The organism is Idiomarina sp. HB (genome assembly GCF_048059115.1).
GTDB classification, from domain to species: domain Bacteria; phylum Pseudomonadota; class Gammaproteobacteria; order Enterobacterales; family Alteromonadaceae; genus Idiomarina; species Idiomarina abyssalis.
Window position 1 is genome coordinate 91,462 of sequence record NZ_JAYLVU010000002.1, and the last position, 22,761, is coordinate 114,222.

Sequence of the window (22,761 nt, forward strand, 5' to 3'; positions counted from 1 at the left end):
AGGGTCTAGTCACAATAAGTGAGGGGATTAATCCTCCCTCACAAAATTGTTCTCCCTGGATTACTTTTGGCCCGGCTTTTTAGTCGGGCTTTTTTATTGCTCTTTCTGCGGAATACCGGCCAGGCCGGGGCGACCCTTGCGGTTGGCAAACCATACACCAACAAGAATCGCTAACATACCAACACCCTGTTGCAGCCAGAATGCTTCCCCGTCAAGTACTCCAAGCAAAACGGCAACCACCGGAATAAGATAAGTGACTGAACTGGTGAAAACCGTATTGGTTAACTGCACAACGTGGTTAAAAATAACCAAAGCACCAGCCGTTCCTGCTATACCTAACGCCAAAACAGAGAACAGCGATAGCACAGCGCCGGGTTGTTGAACCTGGGCTATAAATTCTGTGCCAGCGAACAAATAGACAGTGGCAGGAACTGCGGCCATAAGTAGCGAGATACCGGTGATGGTTAACGGTGATAAGTCACTGATTTTGTGTTTAATCAGGTTCAGGTTGAGGCCGTAACAAACCGTTGCTGCCATGACTAACAACGCATAAAGGTTGAAGTCCCAACTGCCATTCGCCGAAGCGGTTACCAAAAGCAGGGTGCCAAAGAGGCCTATACCGACACCGATAACCTGTGCTACCCGCGCCTTTTGATGGAAGAATAAAGAGCCGATAACCAAAGTGGCAATGGGTGTTAAGGCATTCAGAACCCCGGTGACGCCACTGGCTAATTGAGTCTGTGCTATGGCGAACATAAAGGCAGGGATTAGACTTCCCACCAGGCCAACACTTGCTAATTTTAGCCAATGCTTACGGGTGATTTTATTCAGGCGACGCGCAATAAAAGGGGCTAGCACGATACCGGCTGAACTGATCCTAAGCGCACCAACTTCCATCGGACCAAAAGCAATTAGCCCTTTTTTAATCAACAAAAAAGAGCTACCCCAAATTAATGCGAGTAACCCTAATAATAACCAGGCACTAAGTGGTGGTGTGTTATTCGTCGTCATACTCTTTGCTATACCACTGGTTGAGTTTTTCTTCGACTTGCTCGACGCCGAAGCGTTTTAGTGAGGAAAATGCTTCGACCTGAACGTCACCATTAAAGGCAATTGCAGCTTGTCTTGCTTTTAACACCGTTGACTTACGAGCGCCTTGTTTAAGCTTGTCGGCTTTGGTGAGCAATACCAGTACCGGTAGCTCGCAATCAACAGCCCAGTAAATGAGTTCCTGGTCGGTTTCGCGGAAAGGGTGGCGGATGTCCATTAGTACGACAATACCTTTGAGGCTGTCTCTCTGCTGCAGGTACTCGCTTAAAGAGCGCTGCCATTTTTCTTTGACGGCCAGCGGTACTTTAGCAAAGCCATACCCTGGTAAGTCGATAAGGCGTTGACCGCTGTCGAGTTCGAACACATTAATTAGCTGTGTGCGCCCCGGAGTTTTACTGGTACGAGCCAGTGATTTCTGCCGCGTTAGTGTATTCAGAGCACTGGATTTACCGGCATTAGAACGGCCGGCGAACGCAATCTCGATGCCTGTGTCCGGAGGCAGTTTGCTGATATCCGGTGCACTGGTCACAAATTTTGCCGATGCGTAATCTAATTGCTGATCTGCCACTATTAAGGTCACTTTTATTGATAAAACGGAACGTCTACGTGCATTATGAAGTATCCGGACAGTATCTCCAATGATCATTTAGCAATTGATTCGGTTTTAATCGTTTAATCCACACAAGTTTTGTGTAAAATAGCAACCTGCTTAAGGTGATTTATTGGGGCGCGTGGCGCCATCCAGAACAGAAGAGAAGCAAACATGAAAAAATTCGCAATCTTTTTGGGACTTTTCTTCGGTACCGCCGGTATCGCAGTAGCACAAAGCGGCGACGCTGAAGCCGGAAAAGAGAAATCGCAAGTTTGTGCGGCTTGCCATGGACCCAATGGTGAATCTCCGTCCGATATGTATCCGCATTTGGCCGGTCAGCACGAAAAATACCTGCTTAAACAGCTGAAAGATTACAAACGGGCGTCAGAAACCGGTGGTGAAGAAGGGCGTAATAACCCGATTATGATGGGCCAGGTTGCGTCATTATCTGAGCAAGATATGGCTGATTTAGCGGCTTTCTTTGCATCACAGGAAGAGCCTAAAGGCGAAACGCCTGAAGATATTATTGCACAAGGGCGTGACCTTTACCGTCGCGGCAACCCTGAAACCAATATGCCGTCTTGTGCCGGCTGCCATGGCCCTCGGGGAAATGGTCTGGGGCTAGCGGCGTTTCCGGATATTTCTGGTCAGCACGCGGCTTACACTAAGTCTCAGCTAGAAATGTTCCGTAGCGGCGAACGCGCTAACGATCCAAACGGCATGATGCAGGGCGTGACAGAGAAAATGACAGACGACGAAATCGAGTTGCTGTCTAAGTTCCTGAGCGGCTTGTATTAAACAGAGCGTAATCAAATAGAAAGCGGCTTAGGCCGCTTTTTTTTATGTCTATAATAAATGAGATACTAGACGCCTGTTTTTGGGTGTTGTTAACGAAAAGTAATAAGAAAGTTGTTTTTTAGATCAATAAAATCATTGAATTAATATTTGGTTCAAGTAGTCTTAACAACGCTCCGGGGCCGTACGGACAGAAAAAAACAAAAAAAAGATGTTAAAAGCCCTTGAGGAAATAATAAAAAGACTGTAAAAATACAGCTAACTCGACACAAAAAAATAACAAGAGGTCGGGAGATTATCGAAAAGTCAGATTCCATCTTATTTCTCGATAATCCAGGGAGTAAAGCCAATAGGCTAGTGGTTGCTCCATTTTATAATAACAATAATAAAAGACAGGTTACGGAAAACCGCAATAACAAGTCGGAAGCAGTGACAACCATTCTCATAGTTGCAGTGCGCTGCCGATAATATGAGAGAAGCAGGCGATGTGTAAAAGCATCGCCTTTTTTCTTATTTGGGCTCAGCCTTTCTTAAACGTACAAGCTTTTCCTTTACCCTCCACTGACGTCATCCCCGTTAATGAGTTACAATAGGTCATATTAGTTTTTATTTAGGAGCGACCATGACTCGCCGCAAGAAAACACGTAAGGCAGGGCCGTTGGCGCCATCTAAAGCGCCAAAAGAAAGACAAGCATCAGATGCTGCTTCAAAAGGTAAAAAGAAGGGTAAGGGTCAACCGTCAGGCCAACGACATTCATCCACTAAGGTTCTGCAGCAAAGTAGAACAAAAGGCGATGAAAAAGATCCCCGACACGGCAGTCGCCGTAAAGTAGCTTTGGTGATGACACCTGAGCAGGAACTAAAACAGTTACAGGAAGACACAAAGCTTCAGTTACTGGTTGAACGTTTCGAAAATGATGAGTCTCTGACAGCAGAAGAGCAGCGCTACCTCGATGAAAAATCTGAGCGTTATGAACAGCTGGTTGCCAAACTGGGTTATGAACTCGATGAAGAATGGGATGATGAGGAGTACTAATGTCCAGCGAACTCTATTGGATTATCGCCATTGTTGGCGTCTTAATTATTGTCGCTCTGGGGTGGTACGCCACCAACTTACTGCTACGCCTGCGTTGGCAGACCAGAATTCGGGACGCAGCTGTACAGAAGCGTGTTGATCGCATTGATGAGAGTATTATTACTATTGCAAAAGCCATGCAGCAAGAGCAGTGTCCTTTGTCTGAAGGATGCTTACGTATTGTGGTATTGCTTGATCATCGCCCGGAAGCTGTAGAGTATGACTATTCTAAAGATTACCCGGCAATGCATGAAATGTATGAAAAGATAAAACATATGCCAACGCACGAGTCACGTAAGAAATTTCCGAAAAAGAAAGTGCGGGAAATGGATGACGAGCGTGAGGGCTATGAAAAGTCGATGCGGGACATTATTCTTGCAGACGTTGATAAGTTATTGAAGCAATTTCCAGCGGCCTGAGGAGGCGGCATGCCGTTTTTTAAAGGTATAAAAGAAGATATCGCCAGCGTTTTCGACAGAGATCCGGCTGCGCGGAACACAATGGAAGTGTTGTTTCACTATCCTGGACTGCATGCCACCTGGTTCCATCGTATAAGCCATAAACTTTGGGGCTGGAAGTTATATTGGCTTGCTCGTTTTGTTTCTAATGTTTCACGCTGGCTAACGGGCATAGAAATTCATCCGGGTGCTAAAATAGGTCGTCGTTTCTTTATTGATCACGGTATGGGTGTGGTCATTGGTGAAACCGCAGAGATCGGCGATGACGTTACTTTGTATCATGGCGTGACTCTTGGCGGTACTAGCTGGAACAAAGGTAAACGGCACCCGACCTTGAAAGACGGTGTGGTGATTGGTGCAGGAGCAAAGGTACTGGGGCCAATTACTGTCGGAAAATCTGCACGCATTGGCTCTAACGCCGTGGTGGTGCGAGATGTGCCGGAGCTAACCACTGTGGTCGGCATTCCGGCCAGGGTAGCTCAGTCGGCAGTCGATGCGGAAACAGCGGAACGCCGCAGAAAAATGGCAAAGGAGTATGGCTTCGATGCCTATGCTATCTCAGCCGATAACCCAGACCCGGTTGCAACAGCAATTGGGCGCATGCTCGATCATGTACAGGTTTTAGATAATAAAGTCTCTGACCTTTGTCAGGCTGTTAATAAGCTCGGTGGCGATGTCTGTGGTGAGATCCCGGAAGTCGATATGGACGATGTCGAGTTTCTTGAAGAAAGTGAGCGCGCCGCAAAACGACGCGCCGATAAAGATGATACTTCAGCCTCGGGTAAACAAGACTCTTAACTTTTTAAATTAAAGCGCTCAATCAGTGAGTAAAGCTGCTGACTGGTGTTTTGCAGCTCGTTGCTTGAGCGTTGAGTCTGCTCTGCGGTTTGTTGGGTATGACGTGCAGTGTCCGCAATTTCAGTAATTTGCTCGCTGATATGCTCCGCAACGCCGCTTTGCTCTTCAACAGCGGACGCCATTTGCGTCGACATATCTGAAATGTCCTGAATAGCCACTGATATCTCACCCAGAGCAGTGTCTGCCAGACGAACTTTCTCAACACCCTCTGATGCCGCCTCTTCACCTTGTTTTGAAACCTCGACGGCATTACGTGCGCGCTCTCGCAACTGTTGAATGACTTTGTGAATACCCTCAGTAGACTGGGTTGTTCTTGAAGCCAGTGAGCGAACCTCATCTGCGACCACTGAGAAACCACGGCCATGCTCGCCGGCACGAGCCGCTTCAATGGCAGCATTCAGAGCGAGCAGGTTGGTTTGGTCGGCAATGGAGGATATTAAATCGGCAGCCTCGCCAATAGCCCCGGTCGATTCATCCAGGTCTTTAACGGTTGCGGCTATTTGCCGAACGGCATCGTGAAGCTGGACAATGACCTCGCTTGCTTCTCTTGCCAGCCCTACGCTTTCATCCACATTGGTTTTCGCTGACTCCGCCTGCTGCGCATTACGTTCAACCGTATCTGCCACTTCCTGAATGGCGGACGCCATCTCATTCATAGCCGTCGCCGTCTGTTCAGTCGCAGCCGTCTGTTTATCGACATATTGTTTACTAAGCTGAGCTTGATCGTAAGTATCGTTGGTTACTTTTAGCAGGCTTCCAACTGCGTCCTTCATGCGGCTAAGTGCGGTACGGTTACGGGCGCCCTCGCTGACAAGCTGCATAGCAAGCTTTGCTTCGCGTCCTTGCTTATCAAAGTAGGTCATGCCAACCAGTTCAGAATCAAAAGCCTCTGGGCGTAACTCAAGTAACCCTTGCAGCATGCGACCAATATAGGCGGCGTACGAGAAAGTGGTAATGGCGGTTGCTGCTAATGCAATTAATGCAGCGACAGGCTCACCAAGCAATGCTATGGCGGCACTGGCTATTAAACCAGGTATAACAACCGGCATTAAATCTTTGCAGCCCAGCCATAACCGTTTTCCTAAGGGAATAGCATGTTTCCCCGCATTTAATCGGTCATAAACGCCCTGAGCCCGCTTTTTACGGTGATCTGATGCGGCAACACGGACGGATTCAAAACCAATTGGCTTGCTATTTTCCATTATGGGGGTGACATAAGCACTGACCCAGTAATGGTCACCGTTTTTACAACGGTTTTTAACTAAGCCCATCCAGGGCTTTCCGCGCTTGATGGTTTTCCACATTTGCTCAAAGACCCCGCCCGGCATATCGGGATGGCGCAGAAGGTTATGTGGAGACCCAATCAATTCGTCTCGTGTGTAACCACTGACATTAACGAAGTCTTCGTTGCAATGTGTGATAACCCCTTTAAGGTCAGTTGAGGAAATCAGTCGATAGTGGTCTGGAAAGCGGTTTTCCTTTCCTGTAACCGGACCATTATTTTTCATAAGCGCCTTTAGGAAGTTTGATTTACATCAATATAGTAAGGTTATCGTATTTTGGCGGGAAAAGTTTAACGGTTTAGGCTTTTGGCCATAAAAAAACGCCGCTAAGAGCGACGTTTTTGAAATTCTTTGTGTAAACGTTCGGCACCCGAAAGGGTACTGAAGGTTCCTTACATAGGAACTACGTTTTCAGCTTGTGGACCTTTAGGGCCTTGAGCTACGGTGAAAGAAACTTGCTGGCCTTCTGCCAGAGTTTTGAAACCGTCAGACTGAATAGCGCTGAAATGTACGAAAACGTCTGCGCCGTTTTCTTGTTCGATGAAACCGAAGCCTTTAGCTTCGTTAAAGAATTTTACTTTACCAGTAGTAGTAGACATGCTGATATTCCTCGTAGTGCATGTTGAAATCAATGTATTGCTAAAAAAAACTTGGTATTACTTGGACTTACAAAACGAGGTACAGCAAAAAGGACTTCGTAAAAAATCTCAAATCAATAGCCGAAATTTTCTCAGCGGTTTCGAGTATACGCTTAATATAGCCCGAGTCAACAACAGGTTGCGTTATTTTAACCAATTGCGGCTTATATGGCGGAAGGTATCGCCGCCCGCTTTTTCAAGCCACTCAAATGCGGCCATTTCAGAAGTGATAATTTCTACACCAGCGGTTCGCATACGTTCAATGGCGCTGTCTTTATCGGTGGGGCGACGGGAACCAACAGTATCGGCCGGTAGAAACACTTGATAACCGGATTCCTGAAGCTCTATTGCGGTTTGCAGAACGCACACATGGGTCTCCATACCCATAATAACCACATGTTTTTTATTGTACTCCGACAGAACATCGCGGAAGGTATCGTCACGCAGTGCACTGAAATGTGTCTTCTCGACAACGCGGGCGGCCTCAATAATCTCTTGCAGACTGTCAACGGTATAGCCTAAACCTTTAGGGTATTGTTCGGTAATAAGAATAGGCAAGTCCAACTGCATAGCAATTTCACCCAGCCAACGCATTCGCGAGGTGACAACGTCTCGTTGATGAATTGCAGGCAACAGTCGCTCCTGAGCATCGACAATGAGTAATAGAGAATCTTTAGCGCTAAGCAGCATTGTTCATTCCTGTTGGTAGAAAGTCGGTTCACATACTAACCTTAGCCCATTAATCTATCTATCAGCAAAAAGTCTTAATTTGGTCAATAATCACCCATGAAATTTGCAGTTAAGGCGGCCAATGGCTACAATCCTCGCCTTTCCAAATGCAGATGCACATCCAAAACAGTAAATAAAAGGTGACACCATGGCTCCGGTATTGATTCTAATGGGTTCCCAGTCCGATTGGCCGGTAATGCAAAAAGCAGCAGAAATGCTGGAATCGCTGAACGTAAAGTGGCAGGCGAAGGTCGTTTCTGCGCATCGTACGCCGGACTTACTTAAGTCGACGATGGAACAAGCCGAGCAAGACGGAGTGCCTGTGGTTATTGCCGGCGCTGGTGGCGCTGCTCACTTACCGGGTATGCTGGCGGCTTATACGGCTATTCCTGTGTTTGGTGTGCCGGTTCCAAGCAAGCAATTAAAAGGTTTAGACAGTTTATTGTCTATTGTGCAAATGCCTAAAGGTGTGGCTGTTGGTACTCTGGCGATTGGTGATGCCGGTGCGGCCAATGCGGGCTTGTTGGCTGCTCAGGTTATTGGCAGCTTTGACAGCGAAGTGCGTAAACGCGTACACGAATTCCGCAAAGCGCAGAAAGAGAAAGTGATGGCGAACTCAGATTTGGAGCTGCCAAAATGAAAATTTTGATCCTTGGCAACGGGCAGTTAGGTCAAATGCTGGGTAAAGCCGTTATTCAGCAGGGGCATGAATGTGTCTTATACAGTGACCGACTGGATAAGGTGATGGCTTTAGGTAGCCAACAACCTTTGGCAATGACGTTAGCCGAGGCGAATGACTGGGCAGATGTAACCACCTGGGAGCACGAGCATTTAGGCGAAGAGCTGGTTGCTAAAACGGCCGATAAGTTCTTATTAAAAGCAGAGCGTTTCAACGGCTTAGTTGATCGTCGTACGCAAAAAGCGCTTTGTGATGAACTCGATATTCCCACTTCCGCCTGGAAAGCCTATGAGAATGTGGATGAACTGACGGCCATTTTAGAAAGCTGTGACCATGCGGTTGTCATTAAGTCGGCGAAAGGCGGCTACGACGGCAAGGGCCAGTGGCGCTGGAAGCCGGGTGATGACATCGCCGCTGTCGCTGAAGAGGCAGGGCAACGCCCGGGTATTGTTGAAGACATGATTAACTTTACCGACGAGGTTTCTGTTGTGGGAGCTCGCTCACACAAGGGAGAGCAGCGCTGTTTCCCGCTGACATTAAACGTCCATACTCAGGGTATTCTGTCTTACAGTCTGGCTGGCGCAGAGCATTTTTCTAAAGCGCTTGAAGCTTTAGCCAAAGAGCATCATAAGAAGCTGACCGACGCGCTGGATTACGTGGGTGTATTAGCGATTGAGTTCTTTGTCGTTGGTGAAGGCGATAACCAACATTTGCTGGTGAACGAAGTGGCTCCGCGGGTTCACAACTCCGGGCACTGGACGATGAGTGGCGCTAATTGTGACCAGTTCAACCTGCACATTCGCGCTATTACCGGTTTACCGCTGCCCGACTTACTGATAGCCCCCACCTTAATGGTGAACGTAATTGGCGTTGCGGGTATTCCGGAAGCTTTATGGGAAGCGGCGGCCGCTGAATGTCATTGGTATGGCAAGGATGCGCGACCCGGTCGTAAAGTGGGCCATGTGAATATTATGATCGACTCGTTTGAGCGGGGCGAGAATTTAGCCTCGACATGGGCGGATAAACTGCAACTGTTAGCGAGTTAATACCTGCTTAGATGAGCGGTTAAAACCGCTCATCCAGCCATTTCTGCATATCCTGAACCTGCTCTAAGCACAGCGAGTGCGGCATTGGGTAGGTTTGATACGTCACTGAAAACCCTTTCTCTTTCAAAATTGCACAAGCTTTCTGGCCAAGAACTTCCGGAACCACAGGGTCCTGAGTACCGTGTTGAACCAAAATGGGCAGTTGTGCATTGGCTTCATTAACCTGAATGTCGTCGGCTGTAGCAAAGTACGTAGAATGCGCCATTAAACCCGCCAGCGGTTTCGGGTAGGTTAAAGCGGCTTCATAACCCACGGCGCCGCCTTGTGAGAACCCGGCAATAATAATGCGTTTACTGTCGATGCCCTGAGCAATTTGCTCGTCTATCATGGCATGCACTTTGGCCGCTGACTCGCGCAATTGTTCGCTGTCTATCTGGCGGTCGATGCTCATGTCGGTAATGTCGTACCAGGCAGGCATGACCATACCCTGGTTTATGGTGACCGGCATTTGTGGTGCGTGAGGAAACAAAAAGCGAACCTGCGCGTTGGCAAATTTTAAGTGTTCGGTCATAGGGACAAAGTCATTGCCCGAGGCTCCCAGGCCATGTAACCAAATGATAACGGCGTCGGCTGTGCCTGCCGGCTCGTGTTTTATGACTTCCAGAGACATTACTGCTTTCCTATTTCTGCGGCAGGGTAAGAACCCAGCCAGTGAATGTTGTTCATAGCGGCCAATTCTTCAAGAGCCGAAGCGACACCGGGTTCGCTGCGGTGGCCATCAAAGTCGATAAAGAAATGATAGTCACCAAACTGACTACCCGCCGGCCGCGACACTATGGAGGTTAAGTTAATTTGCTGCTTTGCAAACACCTGCAAACTGTCGACCAGCAAGCCGGGATGGTCGTTGTCATCAATGAGCAGCAAGCTGCTTTTCCAGTGTTCATCCTTTCTGTATTCCGGCTCTTCAGACGCTGCGGATAATACCACGAAGCGTGTTTCGTTGCGTGGGTTGTCAGCGATATTGTTACTCAATATCTGCAACGTCTCCGGGTAACTAATGTGTTGGGGAACTATGGCTGCAGACGCCTCTTCAGCCGCCAGCAGAGCTTGAAGCGACGCGGCGTTGCTGGCCGTATGAATAATGGGCAGCCCGAGCTTGTGTAAGTACGAATTACATTGTCCTGCTGCGACAAACTGTGCCCATATCTGGGTAGGCTTCGTACTATTACTGAGACATTGGAAGCCAACAGGAATACGGATTTCCGCCTGAATGCGTAAGGGCCTTTGCACCAAGTAGTCGACGACCGGAGAGACGAAGCCTTCGGTCAAATTTTCAATAGGAACAACGGCAGCGTCGCATTCTCGTCCAACCGACGCCAGGCAGCTGACCAGGTTATCCAGTAACTGAATGTCGTGATTTTGTTCCGGCTGGTAAAGTCCTGCGGCAACCTCCGAAAAGGTGCCGGCAGGGCCTAAAGTGGCTAGCTTCATTTCTTATATTGCTCGAACCAGGCCAGTGCATGCTCAATTTTGGCAATCATGTTGGAAGGTCGAGCCGTAACTCCGTGAAAAGCGCCCGGAACACGAACCATAGCTGTATCAACTTTTTGCAGTTTCAATGCCTGATAGAACTGCTCGGTTTCCGATATCGGTGTGCGACGATCCTTCTCGCCGGTGAACAGCATGACCGGTGTTTCGACGTCACCGACCATAGACAGTGGCGAGCGCTGCCAGTAGTGCTCTAGCTCTTCCCATGGCATCCCCGGGAATTGGTTGGTAATTTGACCAATTGAGCTGTCAGCCGTCAGTACTTTGCTGACCCAGTTAATAACCGGGTTAGTGGCGGCGGCAGCGTTGAAGCGATTGGTTAGTCCTACCGCATAGGCTGTGGCGATGCCACCTGCAGAACCGCCGGCAATAAACAGGTTGTCTGAGTCGGCAATGCCTTTATCAATGAGTAAATCAATGCCAGTCATGTGATCAGCAAAGTCATAAGGTGACGAGTAGTTGCCGTCCAGCAGCATGGCAAAGTCTTTACCGTATGAAGTACTGCCGCGATGGTTTACATAAAGCACCACATAGCCTTCGGCTGCATAGCGCTGGTGTTCTGCGGCAAAATGCGGACCGTAAGACAGGTGAGGACCGCCATGTATTTCTAATAGTAACGGGTACTCTTTGTTTTCATCGTAGTTTGGCGGAGTAATGTACCAGCCATGAATCTCTTCGCCGTCATAGCGCGACTCATAGCGAATTTCGTGAACTTCACCCAACTCACGGTGACCAAGCAGGTCTTCATTAAGCTGAGTAAACTGAACCGCTTCGCCATCTTGTGGCTGATAACCGACATCGGCGGGGCGATATTCGGACCCCTTGGTGTAGGCAATAGCGCCATTTTTTGAGGCCGTAAACGAGCCCATGGTATAAGGGCGGCTGACATAAACACCGGAAACGTCATCCACTCGGTTTGTCAGTTCATTGCTCAATGTGACATCAGCAACAACGGTTTTGCCCTGGTCGGCGTATGAAACCGCCAGTGATTCATTGCCAGTCCACTGTGGCGAGCTGAAAGAACGGTCAAAGTCAGCTTGAAGTTCTGTCTCTGAGCGTTCGCTCCAGTCCATGACCCACAATTGTGACTTATGGTAAGGCACCGGCTCGTTAGAGCTGTGTAAGTAAGCCAGACGCTCGCCGTCAGGAGAGAACTGCGGCGACGACTCGCGGCCGGGCTTGTCAGTGACCTGCGCCACTTCTTTTGAGCTCAGGCTGACGCTGTAAAGGTCGCTTTCATTCACCTGGTAAGCCCAGTCTTCCGAGCGGTTGCCGGAAAATACGATATGGCTGTCGCCTTCTGTCCAGGCCAGTGGGCCGCCATGTCGGTAAGGACCATCGGTCAGCTGGCGTGCACTGCCACCCTCAGCCGGAACCACGAAGAGTTGTGTGTGCGCCGGTTCCAGAACACCTTTACCGTCGCGCTGATAATAAGCTTCTTCAACAATAATAGGCGACTTGGACCACTTCGCGCCTTTGGGTTTAGCTGGCTTTTTTACGCTTTTAGCAAAGGGCGTAGGTTCAGATTTAACCGACATGGTAAATGCCAGTTGAGTATCGTCGTTAGACCAACTAATGCTGCCCGGACTCTCGCTTACGTGAGTGACTTTAGCGGTGCGCTGTTCTTTAATCCAGTGCACATGAATTTGGTTCTTTTCCGAGCGATTAGACGCAAAGGCAAGACGAGTGCCGTCGTTTGACCAGGCCAGACTGCCGTAGTTGTATTTATCATCAAAAATCGGTAAATGTTGACCGGTTTCGGTATCAATCAGCCATAATGAGCGACGAGTATTGTCTTTCATATCATCGAAGCTGTTGCGTATGTACGCAATGTATTTACCGTCAGGAGAGATACTGACTTGGTTGGCGTACTCGAGCTGGAAAATGTCTTCAGCCTTAAATGTATCGTCTGATAACGCTGGAGCGGAAGTAAAAAGTAGCATTAAGCTACCGGCAATGACGGATTGTTTTAACCACATTGTTGTTCTCCTTTTAAGTATAGCTTTACGTTACTGAAGCTGACGAGGTGATGCAAAGAGTTCCGTTCAAGTTGGCAGAAAATACGGTAAACTGAAAACCTTTTCCGAATGTTGTCAAAAAATTTAGAAGGAAAGCCCATGCACTACCGCCAAACTCGCGCAGAAATATCGCCCGCTGCAATAGCGCATAACGCTAAGTGGGTGCGTAAGACGATGGCTGGCGGGAAATTGCTGGGAGTTGTTAAAGCCGATGGCTACGGGAATGGTGTTGAGCCCGCAGTAAAGGCGTTAGAACCGCATGTGGACGGCATGGCTGCTGGGTTCATGGAAGAAGCGCTAGCCGTTCGGGAATGCGGATACAAAGGGCCGTTGGTTATTTTAGAGGGTTGCTTTTCCTCGTCTGAACTTAGGGTTTGTGCAGAAAACAACTTAAGCCCGGTGGTGCATTGCGAGCAGCAATTACTAGACATAGAGGCGGGAGCTTTAAGTAAACCATTGTGGGTGTGGTTAAAGGTCGATACCGGCATGCACCGATTGGGCTGGTCTGAAGAGCAAGCCCTGCAAGCATTGCAGCGCTTAAATGCCAGTAACAATGTGGCTGGCGTAACGCTCATGTCACACTTGGCTAACGCTGATGCGAACCATCGGCTGAATGCAGAGCAAAAACAACAGTTCTGTCAGTTATCGGGTACACTTAAAGGCTTTCAAGCCCGTAGTCTCCACAATTCGGCCGGCTTACTGAACCCTGATACAAAGTGGTCACTTCAGGAAAATGACTGGGCCCGTGCAGGTTTATTGCTTTACGGTGTAAACCCCTCGAATGTGACCGAAGTACAGCCGGAGCTTAAACCCTCGATGCGGCTGGTCGCCCCGGTCATTGCATTGCATCAGCTAGAAAAGGGTGAGTCGGTCGGCTATGGCAGCGCCTGGAGTGCTGAGCGACCAACTGTCATTGCAACGGTGGCTATGGGCTATGCGGACGGTTATCCGCGACAGGCGAAAAATGGCACACCAGCAATGATCCGAGGCAAACGTGTCACTTTAGCCGGGCGAGTCTCTATGGACATGTTGACGATAGATGTCACGGGCATTGAGGGTGTGCAGTTGGGTGATGATGTTGAGCTTTGGGGACCGAACGTTGATGTGCGACAGGTTGCGGCCTGCGCAGATACTATTTCCTGGCATTTACTGACCGGCGTCAGCGGACGTGTTCCGCGGGTCGTTGTTTAACAGGTTCAACTTCTGAGTATTAGCCATACAAAAAGTATGGCAATTATTAGTATTTATCCTACAAGCTTTACATCTTTGACCCTGATCTTTGTCAACAAAGGCGTATACTTAAGACAAACCTCAGTTAAGGGTGTTTGCTATGTTCGAAAGTTTTGACGCATTGTTTCTGGCGCGCTTTCAGTTCGCTTTTACGATAGCGTTCCACATTATTTTTCCTGCGTTCACCATCGGTGTGGCCAGCTATCTGGCGGTACTGGAAGGCCTTTTCTTAAAAACACGAAATCCGGTTTATCAGAAACTATTCCGTTACTGGGTCAAAATATTTGCCGTTGCTTTTGGTATGGGCGTGGTGTCGGGCATTGTGATGAGTTACCAGTTTGGTACTAACTGGTCGGTATTCTCGGACAAAGCAGGGCCGGTTATCGGACCGTTAATGGGTTACGAAGTACTGACTGCCTTCTTCCTTGAGGCCGGGTTCCTTGGTGTCATGCTGTTTGGTATGAACAAAGTGGGTGAAAAGCTGCACTTCTTTGCTACCTTGATGGTTGCAGTCGGTACAGCCATTTCCGCTTTCTGGATACTATCGGTAAACAGCTGGATGCAGACCCCGGCAGGCTACGCCATGAATGACGTTGGTCAGTTTGTGGTGACCGATTGGTTTGAAGTGGTATTTAACCCTTCTTTTCCCTATCGACTGGCGCATATGTTGTTAGCGGCTTACCTGACAGTGGCTTTTGTGGTGGGTGCAGTCGGTGCCTGGCACTTGTTAAAAGACAAAACTAACGCCGCGGCACGCAAAATGTTTTCCATGGCTATGTGGATGGCGTTAATTGTTGCGCCATTGCAGGTGCTGGTCGGCGACTTCCATGGGCTGAATACTCAGGAATATCAACCTGCAAAAGTAGCTGCAATGGAAGGGCACTTTGACACCGAAGCCCGGGCGCCACTGTATTTATTCGGATTGCCCAACGAAGAAACGGCGGAAGTCGACTACGCGTTGAAGGTACCGGGGCTTGCCAGTCTTATTCTGAAGCATGACATTAATGCCGAAGTGACCGGGCTGGATCAGTTTCCGCGCGAAGACTGGCCACCAGTGGCAACCGTATTTTGGTCATTCCGAATCATGGTCGGAATAGGGCTATTGATGGTACTGGCGGGGTTATGGTCCGGTTTACAACGGTTACGAGGCAAGCTTTATGATAACAGCCTGCTACTGCGCTTTAGTTTGTTTATGGGCCCCATGGGTTTTGTAGCTGTAATTGCCGGCTGGATAGTCACCGAAGTGGGGCGTCAGCCCTGGGTTATTCAGGGCTTGCTACGAACCGCCGATGCGGCGTCTCCTATTGATAAAGCCGGTGTCGCAGGCAGTCTGATAGCCTTTATTGTGGTTTACTTCCTCGTTTTTGGTGCCGGTACGTTTTATATTCTGCGAAAAATGGCAGCGGATCCTGAAAAAGTGACGATTCCCGACTATGCCAAACATAAGCCGACAATGGCGGCTGAGCGCATTTACGATGAGGAGGCCTAAGCTATGGATTACGCACTGATTTGGGCAATATTAATTTCGGTCGCCGTATTTGCTTATGTTGCGCTGGACGGCTTTGACCTGGGAATTGCATTGCTTTTCCCCTGGTTTAAAAAGGAAGAAGACCGCGATGTAATGATGAACACCGTGGCGCCCGTCTGGGACGGAAATGAGACCTGGCTGGTACTGGGCGGTGGTGGTTTGCTGGCGGTGTTCCCGCTGGCCTATTCGGTGCTCATGCCGGCACTTTATATGCCGGTTATTGCTATGCTGCTGGGGCTGATTTTCCGCGGCGTGGCTTTTGAGTATCGTTTTAAAACCAAACGAGCAAAAGGTATCTGGGACTTATCCTTTATTGTTGGTTCGCTGATAGCGGCTTTGAGTCAGGGCATTATGCTGGGCGCAATGCTACAGGGTATTCAGGTAACAGACCGAGCCTATTCCGGCGGCTGGTTTGACTGGTTAACCCCGTTTAGCTTTTTCTGCGGTGTTGCTGTGGTTATTGGTTATATGATGCTGGGTGCCACCTGGCTGGTGATGAAAACAAACGGTGACTTGCAACGCCAAAGCTATAGGGCGGGCTGGTACAGCGCTCTTCTATTGGTAGCCTGCATTGCTTTTGTGAGTCTTTATTTGCCCTATGTAGACCCATTTATTGCGGAACGTTGGTTTACTTATCCGGCCTCGGTTGGCTTGTGGGTGCTACCAATTCTGCTGGTAGGCATTACGCTTGGGTTACTGCGCTCGCTGCATAAAAAGCAGGAAGGCAGACCCTATTTGTGGGGCCTGGGACTGTTTCTTTTGTCTTTTGCCGGGTTTGCAGTCAGTATTTTCCCTTACCTGGTTCCGCGCAGCATTACCTTGTGGCAGGCAGCCGCGCCGGATAATAGCCTGAAGTTTTTACTTATTGGCGCTGTGGTACTTCTGCCTATTATCTTCGCTTACACTGGTTATACCTACTGGGTGTTCCGCGGCAAGGTGGATTCAGACAGTGGATATCACGACTGATGAAGCCTGTATTTAAAAAATGGTTGTGGTTTGTCGGACTGTGGTGTCTGGGTGTGCTGGCTGTCACTTTAGTTGGCGGCCTTATCCGCTGGGCTTTATTGTAAGCTTGCGCTAGGCTAAAGGCAGATTTTACGCCGGAGGCAACCAACATGAAATTGACTCACCTTCTGGCCGCAGCGGTTGCGGCCTTATTTTTATCGGCTTGTAACAACGCCGAACCTCAGAGTAATGAGACTCGCAGCGCAGACTACGTCATTAAGAACGTCACCCTTGTTGACTGGCTTAAAGGCGAGCCCAATGTCATTGATCAACAAACACTGGTGGTGAATAACGGCTATATTAGCGGTGTGTTCTCCAATGCTGAAGCTCCGGCTTTTGATGACAACACGCAAATCATTGATGCTGAGGGGCAATACGTTTTACCGGGTATGGCAGAAATGCACGGTCATGTGCCGCCGGCAACAGACTTTGGTGACTTCCCTAAACGCTACGCTGACGACATGTTGTTTTTGTACATTGCCAATGGCGTAACAACGGTGCGTGGCATGCTGGGCTATCCGCACCAGCTGCAGCTGAAATCAGACATTGAATCGGGTAAGCGCCTGGGTCCAACGTTATATTTGGCCGGGCCCAGCTTCAGTGGCAATACCATAGAGTCGGTTGAACAGGTTACGGAGCGGGTTATTGCACAACGCGATGAAGGGTGGGATTTACTCAAAGTGCATCCGGGGTTAACCCTTGAAGAATATGAGGCCATGGCAAGCACGGCTCGACAGGCGGACATGGACTTTGCCGGACATGTGCCGGCAGAGGTCGGATTAAAACGAGCCATGGAAGCAGGCCAGAGAACCATTGATCACCTGGATGGTTACCTGGCTTACGTTGATGCCATGAACAGAGAAATAACGCAGGACGAACTTGATTTGCTGGTGGCTATGACACTGGAGCACGACGTTGCGGTAGTCCCCACCCAGGCCTTATGGAAAACCCTGATAGGTGCGGCTGATCCCGACAAACTGAAAGACTACCCGGAAATTCAGTTGGTACCAACGGCTGTTCGGGAAGGCTGGCTAAACTACTACAATAACCCCAGCAGCTACTTCAATCAGGAACAAGCACAAGTGCAGCAGGAAAATCGTCAAAAGCTATTACACGCTCTGCACGAAGGCGGCGCGGAAATTATTTTTGGAACCGACGCGCCACAGTTGTTCAGTGTTCCGGGTTATTCGGTACACCACGAAATACGTCTGATGTCAGAAGCGGGTATACCTATGGCTGATATTCTGCGTTCCGCCACGGTAGCGGCAGGAGACTACTTTTCTGAGCAGGACACCTTTGGGCGAGTTGCTGCCGGGCATCGTGCTGACTTTATTCTGTTAAAGGATAACCCTTTGGAGAATCCAGACACCTTGCGTGAGAACCTGGGGGTTATGGTGCGTGGGCAATGGCTTAGCCGTGAAGCTATTGATAAGAAAGTTGAGGAAATTCGCGCTGCTTATGCGCAGTAGCCAGAGATAAAGGCACCCATTGGCGGGTGCCTTTAATGAGAAGCATGGCGTTGCTTATTGTTCTAACTGATGAACCCACTTAGTTAACAAGCGCACACCAAAGCCGGTTGGCCCTGCCGGATGAATACCGGTATCTGAACTGACCATCGCGTCAGCGGCCATATCGATATGGATCCAAGGCGTGTCACCGGCAAAGTGCTTAAGAAACGCTGCACCGGCCTGTGTGCCCGGAGAGCCAATGTTACGAATATCGGCCAGCGGACTGTCGATAATACCGTCATAGCCTTCTAATGGCAGTTCCCAGACTTTCTCACCAGTGACATTGCCAGCCTCGATAATGGCTGAGCGTAAGTCGTCCTCGGATGCAAATAAAGCTGCGTAGCCGGTACCCAATGCACCAACTTTCGAACCGGTTAAGGTCGCAATATTGGCAATGGCACGAGGTTTGAACTTGTCGTTGGCATACCAGTTACCGTCGCCAAGAATCAGACGGCCTTCGGCGTCGGTGTTGGCAATTTCTACCAAAGTACCGTCACCGGCTTTAACCACGTCTCCCGGTAACGTTGCTGAACCAGAAATAAGGTTGTGCGACAGCGGTGCTACAGCAACCACATTGACCGGTGCTTCTTGTGCTGCCAGCGCCATAACCGCGCCGATAACGGCTCCAGCGCCAGCTTTGTCGGTTTGCATGCGCAAAATAGACGAAGAACTGGTTTTTAAGTTATAGCCACCGGTGTCAAAGGTATTGCCTTTACCAACCAATGCGATTGGATCAGCGTTACTGCCTTTATAGTGTGCAGCCAGCAGGTAAGAGCCGTGTTGGCTGCCCTGGCTAACGCTTTTTAATAAACCCATACCCATTTTGTCGACTTGCTCAGGCGTGACGATAGTCAGCTCAATGTTTAAGTCTTTCATGGCTTCCTGAGCTAACTTCACAATGGCTTCAGGGTATCCGTCGCTGCCGGGCAGGGCGGTAATGTCGCGGGCAACAAACACGCCTTCAGCAATGGCGCGCGAGGCCAGATATTTTTTCTCTGCCATGTCAGGGCTTTTCACTAACCAATGGTAAGCCGTTTGTGGACGCTCTTTTGGCTCGGACTGATAACGGTCAAAACGATAGTTGCGCAAATCGATGCCATGAGCCATGTGCGAACTCAGTTCGGCGGCAATGCCCGGGTTGCTGATTAGGCGTGTGTCGAAAACAACGCTTTCTAGCTCAGGCTTTAAAGCAGCCGCAATAGACGCGCCTAACTTCTCCGCTTCAAAACGGGAAAGTTCAGCCGGGTTACCGACGCCCGCCAGAAGCAGATGATTGGCTTTGGTGCCTTCCGGGGCAATAACCGTGGTTAACTGTGACGCCTCGCCTTTAAATTCCTCAATCTCTGCAGCACGACTAACGGCATTTACATCAGAGCCTGACCATTCTGGTAGCTCAACTGCCGTACCTTCCGGCACAAAAATAACGCGAGTTTTGGTGTGTTTGTTTTCATCAGAAAAGCTCGTGGACGTGTCCAGGTAGTCACTTGCCAACGCAGGCAGCGACAAAACCGAAGAAACAGCCAGAGCACTCATGACCTGTTTTAACGACATAGTGTTTTCCTTGAATTAGGTTTTCTTGAGTTGTCTGCGTTTACTATAAAACCATAACCCACTGACAGGCAAAGCGATTAAGGCCAAACCCGATAAAAGCACGATGAACAAATAAAAAGCTCCGCCAACCGAGGCCACGTGAGTCGGGTAAATCATATTCGAAACTTGATTACCGAGAGCGGTTTCTCGCTCATCAATAACCTGACTCACCGCTCCGGTTTCAGAGAACTCAATATAATTGCGGCCGTTCGGGTGCCATTCGTTTGCGTGCTTAGCTCTAATTCGCGGATCTTCCAGATAAAGCAAACGAGCCTCCGCCGTTGGGAGAGCTTGTTTTGCCAGCTCTAGCCGTTGTTGCCAGTTATCAGCAGTTATAGAAGGCGGTACAGGCGTTTCAATTGACTGAGTGAACGGGAGTAGCAAAATTAGTGCAGATTTTACCGGAGCGGCGTACATGATGGCGGTACCGGTGATTAGCACGATAGCGACAGGAAGGAAAAGTACAGCTCCGATGAACCGGTGCAACTGCCATAAGGTTTGGCTACCGCGCTTAGTGAACGGATTAAAAAACCGTACTGACAAAGCGCGCCGGAAACTGCCTCTACGTGGCCACCAGCGGATTAAGCCTGTGCCGATAAGAACTAAGCTTAACAGGCCGAGAATTCCCAGAATGTCCTTACCCAGGTCGTTGAGTGCCAAGTGATGGTGCAGCTCAACAAGCCAACTGATGAGATCCCCTAGATATTCTCGCTCAAGCAGCAGATTGCCGCTGGCGTCATAGTAAAAGTGTGTTTTGTCCGCATTAACCACTTCAAGCCAGGGGCGGTCAGTGGTGGGCATGAGGGCGTAGCCGTTGTCGAACTGGTCTAAAGCGGCGGCAGCGTCTGTCGTTTCAACGGGCTGTGCTAAATTGAGCTGTGGATAAAAAAGCTGCAGCAGGTCATTTTTGTAGAGTAGCAGCGAACCGCTTATTGCCATCAATAAAAGCCAAAGGCTGAGCGTTAAGCCCAGCCATCGGTGCCATTGCGTTAATGTCGGCAGCTTGCGCTTAAGCGACATGGCTTACCATTGGTAATTCCAGGTCACGCTTAAAGTGCGACCACGGCCGGTGAAGTTGCGGTTATCACCACCAACGGTTTGCGCATAATAGGTGAAGTAGTATTTATCGAATAAGTTCTCAATACCCAGCGAGAACTGACCCATATCGCGAGTCTCAACCAATAAGGTGGCATCAACGGTGTTGTAGCCGTCGAAGTTGTTGATGGCGTCTTCGCCGGTGTAAATGTCGCGATCGAACAATTTATTCCATTGTACCCGGCTGCTTATCATGCCTGTCCACTGCTGTGACCAGAACAGGTTGGCGCGCTTCGGTGCAATGTTACGGCCGCCTAGCTTAGTATCGACCGAACCATCATCATTGCTGTCATACTCGCCATTGGTGTCAGCGTAGTTCAGTCCTAGAGCGGTGTCATTGGATAGCGCGTACTCGGCACTAAACTCAATACCGTCAATTTCAGTCTTTTCACGCTGAACACTGTAAAAACCGTCAGCATCGGCTTGTAGGCGGGCGCCCAGATCAGAGCTTGAACGGAAATAGCTCAGTGAGGCATTCCATGCATTGCCCTGATACTCAATACCCACTTCCTCGTTGTCAGCGATAACCGGTTGTAGATCCAGGAAGCTGCTGACGCTTAAGTCAGGTGTTGAAATCCCGCGCAACACACGGCCAACGTCGGGCATGCTGAAGCCTTCAGAATAACTTGCGAAGACACGCCATTCGTCGTTCAGAGCATAAACAGCGCCCAAATTACCCAGTAACTCGTTAAAGCTTGGTTCACCGCCTTCAACGAAGACAGACCCGTAAGATGCCAAAGTAGTGAAGTCATCGGCTTTTAATTTTCCGTATTCATAGCGTAAACCGCCGCTTAAAGTCAGACCGTTTGCCTGATAGCGCAGTTGCGCATACGGAGCCCAGTTTACAAATTCAGTCTCAGGTACCCATTTGCGACCCGTTTGAGCCAGCTCCTGGAAAGTTTCGTCAGCTAAAAAGTCCAGTCCTGCGCTAACCGATACAGGCGACTGCTGAACATTGTTCCAGTTTAGCGTTAAGCGCGAACCATATTTACGAGAGTCGTTACGTGACTGGTCAAAAATTTCGTCGCCGTATACAGGATCCTGAAACGTTGCATAGGTACCGCCACCGTAAAGTGCGGAAAAGTCCTGGAAGAATAGCTGCCAGTTTACGTCTGCCATTAAAAAGTCACTGTTGCTGTATGTCAGACTTGAAGTGGTGACTTCGTTTTCAGGAGCATCGCCAGGATACTGACCTTCGAGTGATAAGGTCGGTACATTCGCCGAGCGATCGCCGTTTACTGAGTAATAGTCGCCGTTACCAGCCATATCAAAGCGGTTGAGCATAAACTCAAGGCGTTGTTCGTTATCAATGTCGTAGCCGACTTTTGTGAATAAGTCGTAGCTTTTTGAGTCCATGGTGTCGCCTTGTGCAACGTCAACACCAATGAGCTGACCTTTGCCATCAACGTACATGCCGGTGTCACGGTACTGAGCACCGAAAACAATGTCCCATTTGCCGCTTCCATGGCGCAGAAGGTATCCGGCTTGGTAGCTTAAGCCTTCTGAAATTTCAGAATCCGGTGCGCTAAAGCCAGCGTTAACCTCGTGGCTGGTTCCTTCTTCGGCTTTCTTTGTGACGATGTTAATGATACCACCGCTAGCGCCCATACCTTGAATAGCGCTGGCGCCGTGAATCACCTCTACACGCTCAATCATGAAAGGATCGATGGTGTAGGCGGCACGCGAACCGTTACGCAGAGGGTTGGATTGAGGTACGCCATCAATTAGGTAAAGCGGCTGACGGCCTCTTAAGGTTTCACCTGAGCTTGTTAGCTTTTGGCGAGACGGGGAATAGGCGGGAATCAGGTTTCCAAGAATATCTGACAAGGACTCGGCCACACTTAATTGCTGGCGCAACTCTTCACCCTCAATAACCGAAACGGTAGCGGGAATAGCGCTTTGTGGAATACTGGTACGGGTTGCTTTAATTTCGATGGTTTCATCCACTTTTGCTTGTTGTGCAAGCGCAGAACCAGAAATTGCGGCGAGGATTGCAAGGGCAAGAGACTTCTTAAACATGAGAATCCTTATCATTT

At 49.3% G+C, this 22,761-nt stretch carries 21 protein-coding genes; 10 read left to right on the forward strand and 11 right to left on the reverse strand.

Annotated features, from left to right (window positions below):
* Window positions 1-93 precede the first annotated feature (93 nt).
* Together VBY75_RS06160 and yihA are read right to left on the reverse strand one after the other, a co-directional pair.
* A complete protein-coding gene (locus tag VBY75_RS06160; RefSeq protein WP_416511559.1) occupies window positions 94-1,011 on the reverse strand; it encodes a DMT family transporter in 918 nt (305 codons plus the stop codon).
* On the reverse strand, window positions 998-1,618 hold the full coding sequence (gene yihA / locus VBY75_RS06165; protein ID WP_054488899.1) for a ribosome biogenesis GTP-binding protein YihA/YsxC: 621 nt from the start codon (window positions 1,616-1,618) through the stop codon (window positions 998-1,000). Before yihA ends, VBY75_RS06160 begins: the two co-directional genes overlap by 14 nt.
* Before the next feature lie 195 nt (window positions 1,619-1,813).
* Here yihA and VBY75_RS06170 point away from each other — a divergent pair, with 195 nt between their 5' ends.
* The 4 genes from VBY75_RS06170 (at window position 1,814) to cysE (ending at window position 4,768) form a co-directional block, all read left to right on the forward strand.
* Window positions 1,814-2,440 carry a c-type cytochrome gene (locus VBY75_RS06170; protein ID WP_199493941.1) on the forward strand — a complete coding sequence of 209 codons (627 nt, stop codon included), beginning with the start codon at window positions 1,814-1,816 and terminating at the stop codon, window positions 2,438-2,440.
* Window positions 2,441-3,059: 619 nt separating this feature from the next.
* Window positions 3,060-3,473: a GTPase-activating protein gene (locus tag VBY75_RS06175; RefSeq protein WP_054488895.1), complete on the forward strand. Its 414-nt coding sequence runs from the start codon at window positions 3,060-3,062 to the stop codon at window positions 3,471-3,473.
* Window positions 3,473-3,931 (forward strand): DUF2489 domain-containing protein, encoded by a 459-nt coding sequence (locus VBY75_RS06180; protein ID WP_054488893.1) that lies wholly within the window; start codon window positions 3,473-3,475, stop codon window positions 3,929-3,931. The genes VBY75_RS06175 and VBY75_RS06180 overlap by 1 nt, the downstream gene beginning before the upstream one ends.
* A gap of 9 nt (window positions 3,932-3,940) precedes the next feature.
* Window positions 3,941-4,768 (forward strand): serine O-acetyltransferase, encoded by an 828-nt coding sequence (gene cysE / locus VBY75_RS06185; RefSeq protein ID WP_271332035.1) that lies wholly within the window; start codon window positions 3,941-3,943, stop codon window positions 4,766-4,768.
* On the opposite strand, the gene VBY75_RS06190 is transcribed toward cysE, so the two are convergent.
* The 3 genes from VBY75_RS06190 to VBY75_RS06200 form a co-directional block, all read right to left on the reverse strand.
* Window positions 4,765-6,336, reverse strand: coding sequence for a PAS domain-containing methyl-accepting chemotaxis protein (locus tag VBY75_RS06190; protein WP_416511563.1), 1,572 nt, complete (start codon window positions 6,334-6,336; stop codon window positions 4,765-4,767). The two genes, cysE and VBY75_RS06190, sit on opposite strands and share 4 nt — an antisense overlap.
* Before the next feature lie 167 nt (window positions 6,337-6,503).
* Window positions 6,504-6,710: a cold-shock protein gene (locus tag VBY75_RS06195; protein ID WP_011233297.1), complete on the reverse strand. Its 207-nt coding sequence runs from the start codon at window positions 6,708-6,710 to the stop codon at window positions 6,504-6,506.
* A 183-nt stretch (window positions 6,711-6,893) separates the two neighbouring features.
* A complete protein-coding gene (locus tag VBY75_RS06200) occupies window positions 6,894-7,439 on the reverse strand; it encodes a hydrolase (RefSeq protein ID WP_199493944.1) in 546 nt (181 codons plus the stop codon).
* Between the two features lie 187 nt (window positions 7,440-7,626).
* Between VBY75_RS06200 and purE the strand changes: the two genes are divergently transcribed.
* Together purE and VBY75_RS06210 are read left to right on the forward strand one after the other, a co-directional pair.
* Window positions 7,627-8,118 (forward strand): 5-(carboxyamino)imidazole ribonucleotide mutase, encoded by a 492-nt coding sequence (gene purE, locus VBY75_RS06205; RefSeq protein WP_053954128.1) that lies wholly within the window; start codon window positions 7,627-7,629, stop codon window positions 8,116-8,118.
* Entirely contained in the window at window positions 8,115-9,203 is a 1,089-nt protein-coding gene (locus VBY75_RS06210; RefSeq protein ID WP_416511567.1) for an ATP-grasp domain-containing protein, read from the forward strand. Before purE ends, VBY75_RS06210 begins: the two co-directional genes overlap by 4 nt.
* Window positions 9,204-9,222: 19 nt before the next feature.
* Here VBY75_RS06210 and VBY75_RS06215 read toward each other — a convergent pair whose 3' ends face one another.
* From VBY75_RS06215 to VBY75_RS06225, 3 genes are read right to left on the reverse strand one after another with little or no spacing between them, the layout of a single operon-like run.
* Window positions 9,223-9,873: an alpha/beta hydrolase gene (locus tag VBY75_RS06215; RefSeq protein ID WP_199493947.1), complete on the reverse strand. Its 651-nt coding sequence runs from the start codon at window positions 9,871-9,873 to the stop codon at window positions 9,223-9,225.
* Window positions 9,873-10,694: a prephenate dehydratase gene (locus VBY75_RS06220; RefSeq protein ID WP_416511569.1), complete on the reverse strand. Its 822-nt coding sequence runs from the start codon at window positions 10,692-10,694 to the stop codon at window positions 9,873-9,875. The genes VBY75_RS06215 and VBY75_RS06220 overlap by 1 nt, the downstream gene beginning before the upstream one ends.
* Entirely contained in the window at window positions 10,691-12,730 is a 2,040-nt protein-coding gene (locus VBY75_RS06225) for an alpha/beta hydrolase family protein (protein ID WP_278356444.1), read from the reverse strand. The genes VBY75_RS06220 and VBY75_RS06225 overlap by 4 nt, the downstream gene beginning before the upstream one ends.
* Window positions 12,731-12,868: 138 nt before the next feature.
* Between VBY75_RS06225 and alr the strand changes: the two genes are divergently transcribed.
* The 4 genes from alr to VBY75_RS06245 all read left to right on the forward strand — a co-directional run bounded on the left by alr (window position 12,869) and on the right by VBY75_RS06245 (window position 18,001).
* The gene (alr, locus tag VBY75_RS06230; protein ID WP_416511572.1) at window positions 12,869-13,960 is read left to right on the forward strand and encodes an alanine racemase; all 1,092 of its coding nucleotides are present in this window, start codon (window positions 12,869-12,871) and stop codon (window positions 13,958-13,960) included.
* A gap of 139 nt (window positions 13,961-14,099) precedes the next feature.
* Window positions 14,100-15,488, forward strand: coding sequence for a cytochrome ubiquinol oxidase subunit I (locus VBY75_RS06235; RefSeq protein ID WP_287817353.1), 1,389 nt, complete (start codon window positions 14,100-14,102; stop codon window positions 15,486-15,488).
* A 3-nt stretch (window positions 15,489-15,491) separates the two neighbouring features.
* Window positions 15,492-16,493, forward strand: a complete 1,002-nt coding sequence (cydB, locus tag VBY75_RS06240) for a cytochrome d ubiquinol oxidase subunit II (RefSeq protein WP_222236103.1) — start codon at window positions 15,492-15,494, stop codon at window positions 16,491-16,493.
* Window positions 16,494-16,642: 149 nt separating this feature from the next.
* Window positions 16,643-18,001, forward strand: a complete 1,359-nt coding sequence (locus VBY75_RS06245; RefSeq protein ID WP_222236104.1) for an amidohydrolase family protein — start codon at window positions 16,643-16,645, stop codon at window positions 17,999-18,001.
* A gap of 54 nt (window positions 18,002-18,055) precedes the next feature.
* On the opposite strand, the gene VBY75_RS06250 is transcribed toward VBY75_RS06245, so the two are convergent.
* Genes VBY75_RS06250 through VBY75_RS06260 form a run of 3 tightly spaced genes read right to left on the reverse strand, consistent with a single transcriptional unit; the run spans window position 18,056 to window position 22,744 of the window.
* On the reverse strand, window positions 18,056-19,591 hold the full coding sequence (locus VBY75_RS06250; RefSeq protein WP_416511575.1) for a leucyl aminopeptidase family protein: 1,536 nt from the start codon (window positions 19,589-19,591) through the stop codon (window positions 18,056-18,058).
* A gap of 15 nt (window positions 19,592-19,606) precedes the next feature.
* Window positions 19,607-20,650, reverse strand: a complete 1,044-nt coding sequence (locus VBY75_RS06255) for a PepSY-associated TM helix domain-containing protein (RefSeq protein WP_416511577.1) — start codon at window positions 20,648-20,650, stop codon at window positions 19,607-19,609.
* Window positions 20,651-20,653: 3 nt separating this feature from the next.
* Window positions 20,654-22,744, reverse strand: coding sequence for a TonB-dependent receptor (locus tag VBY75_RS06260; RefSeq protein WP_416511579.1), 2,091 nt, complete (start codon window positions 22,742-22,744; stop codon window positions 20,654-20,656).
* Window positions 22,745-22,761 lie beyond the last annotated feature (17 nt).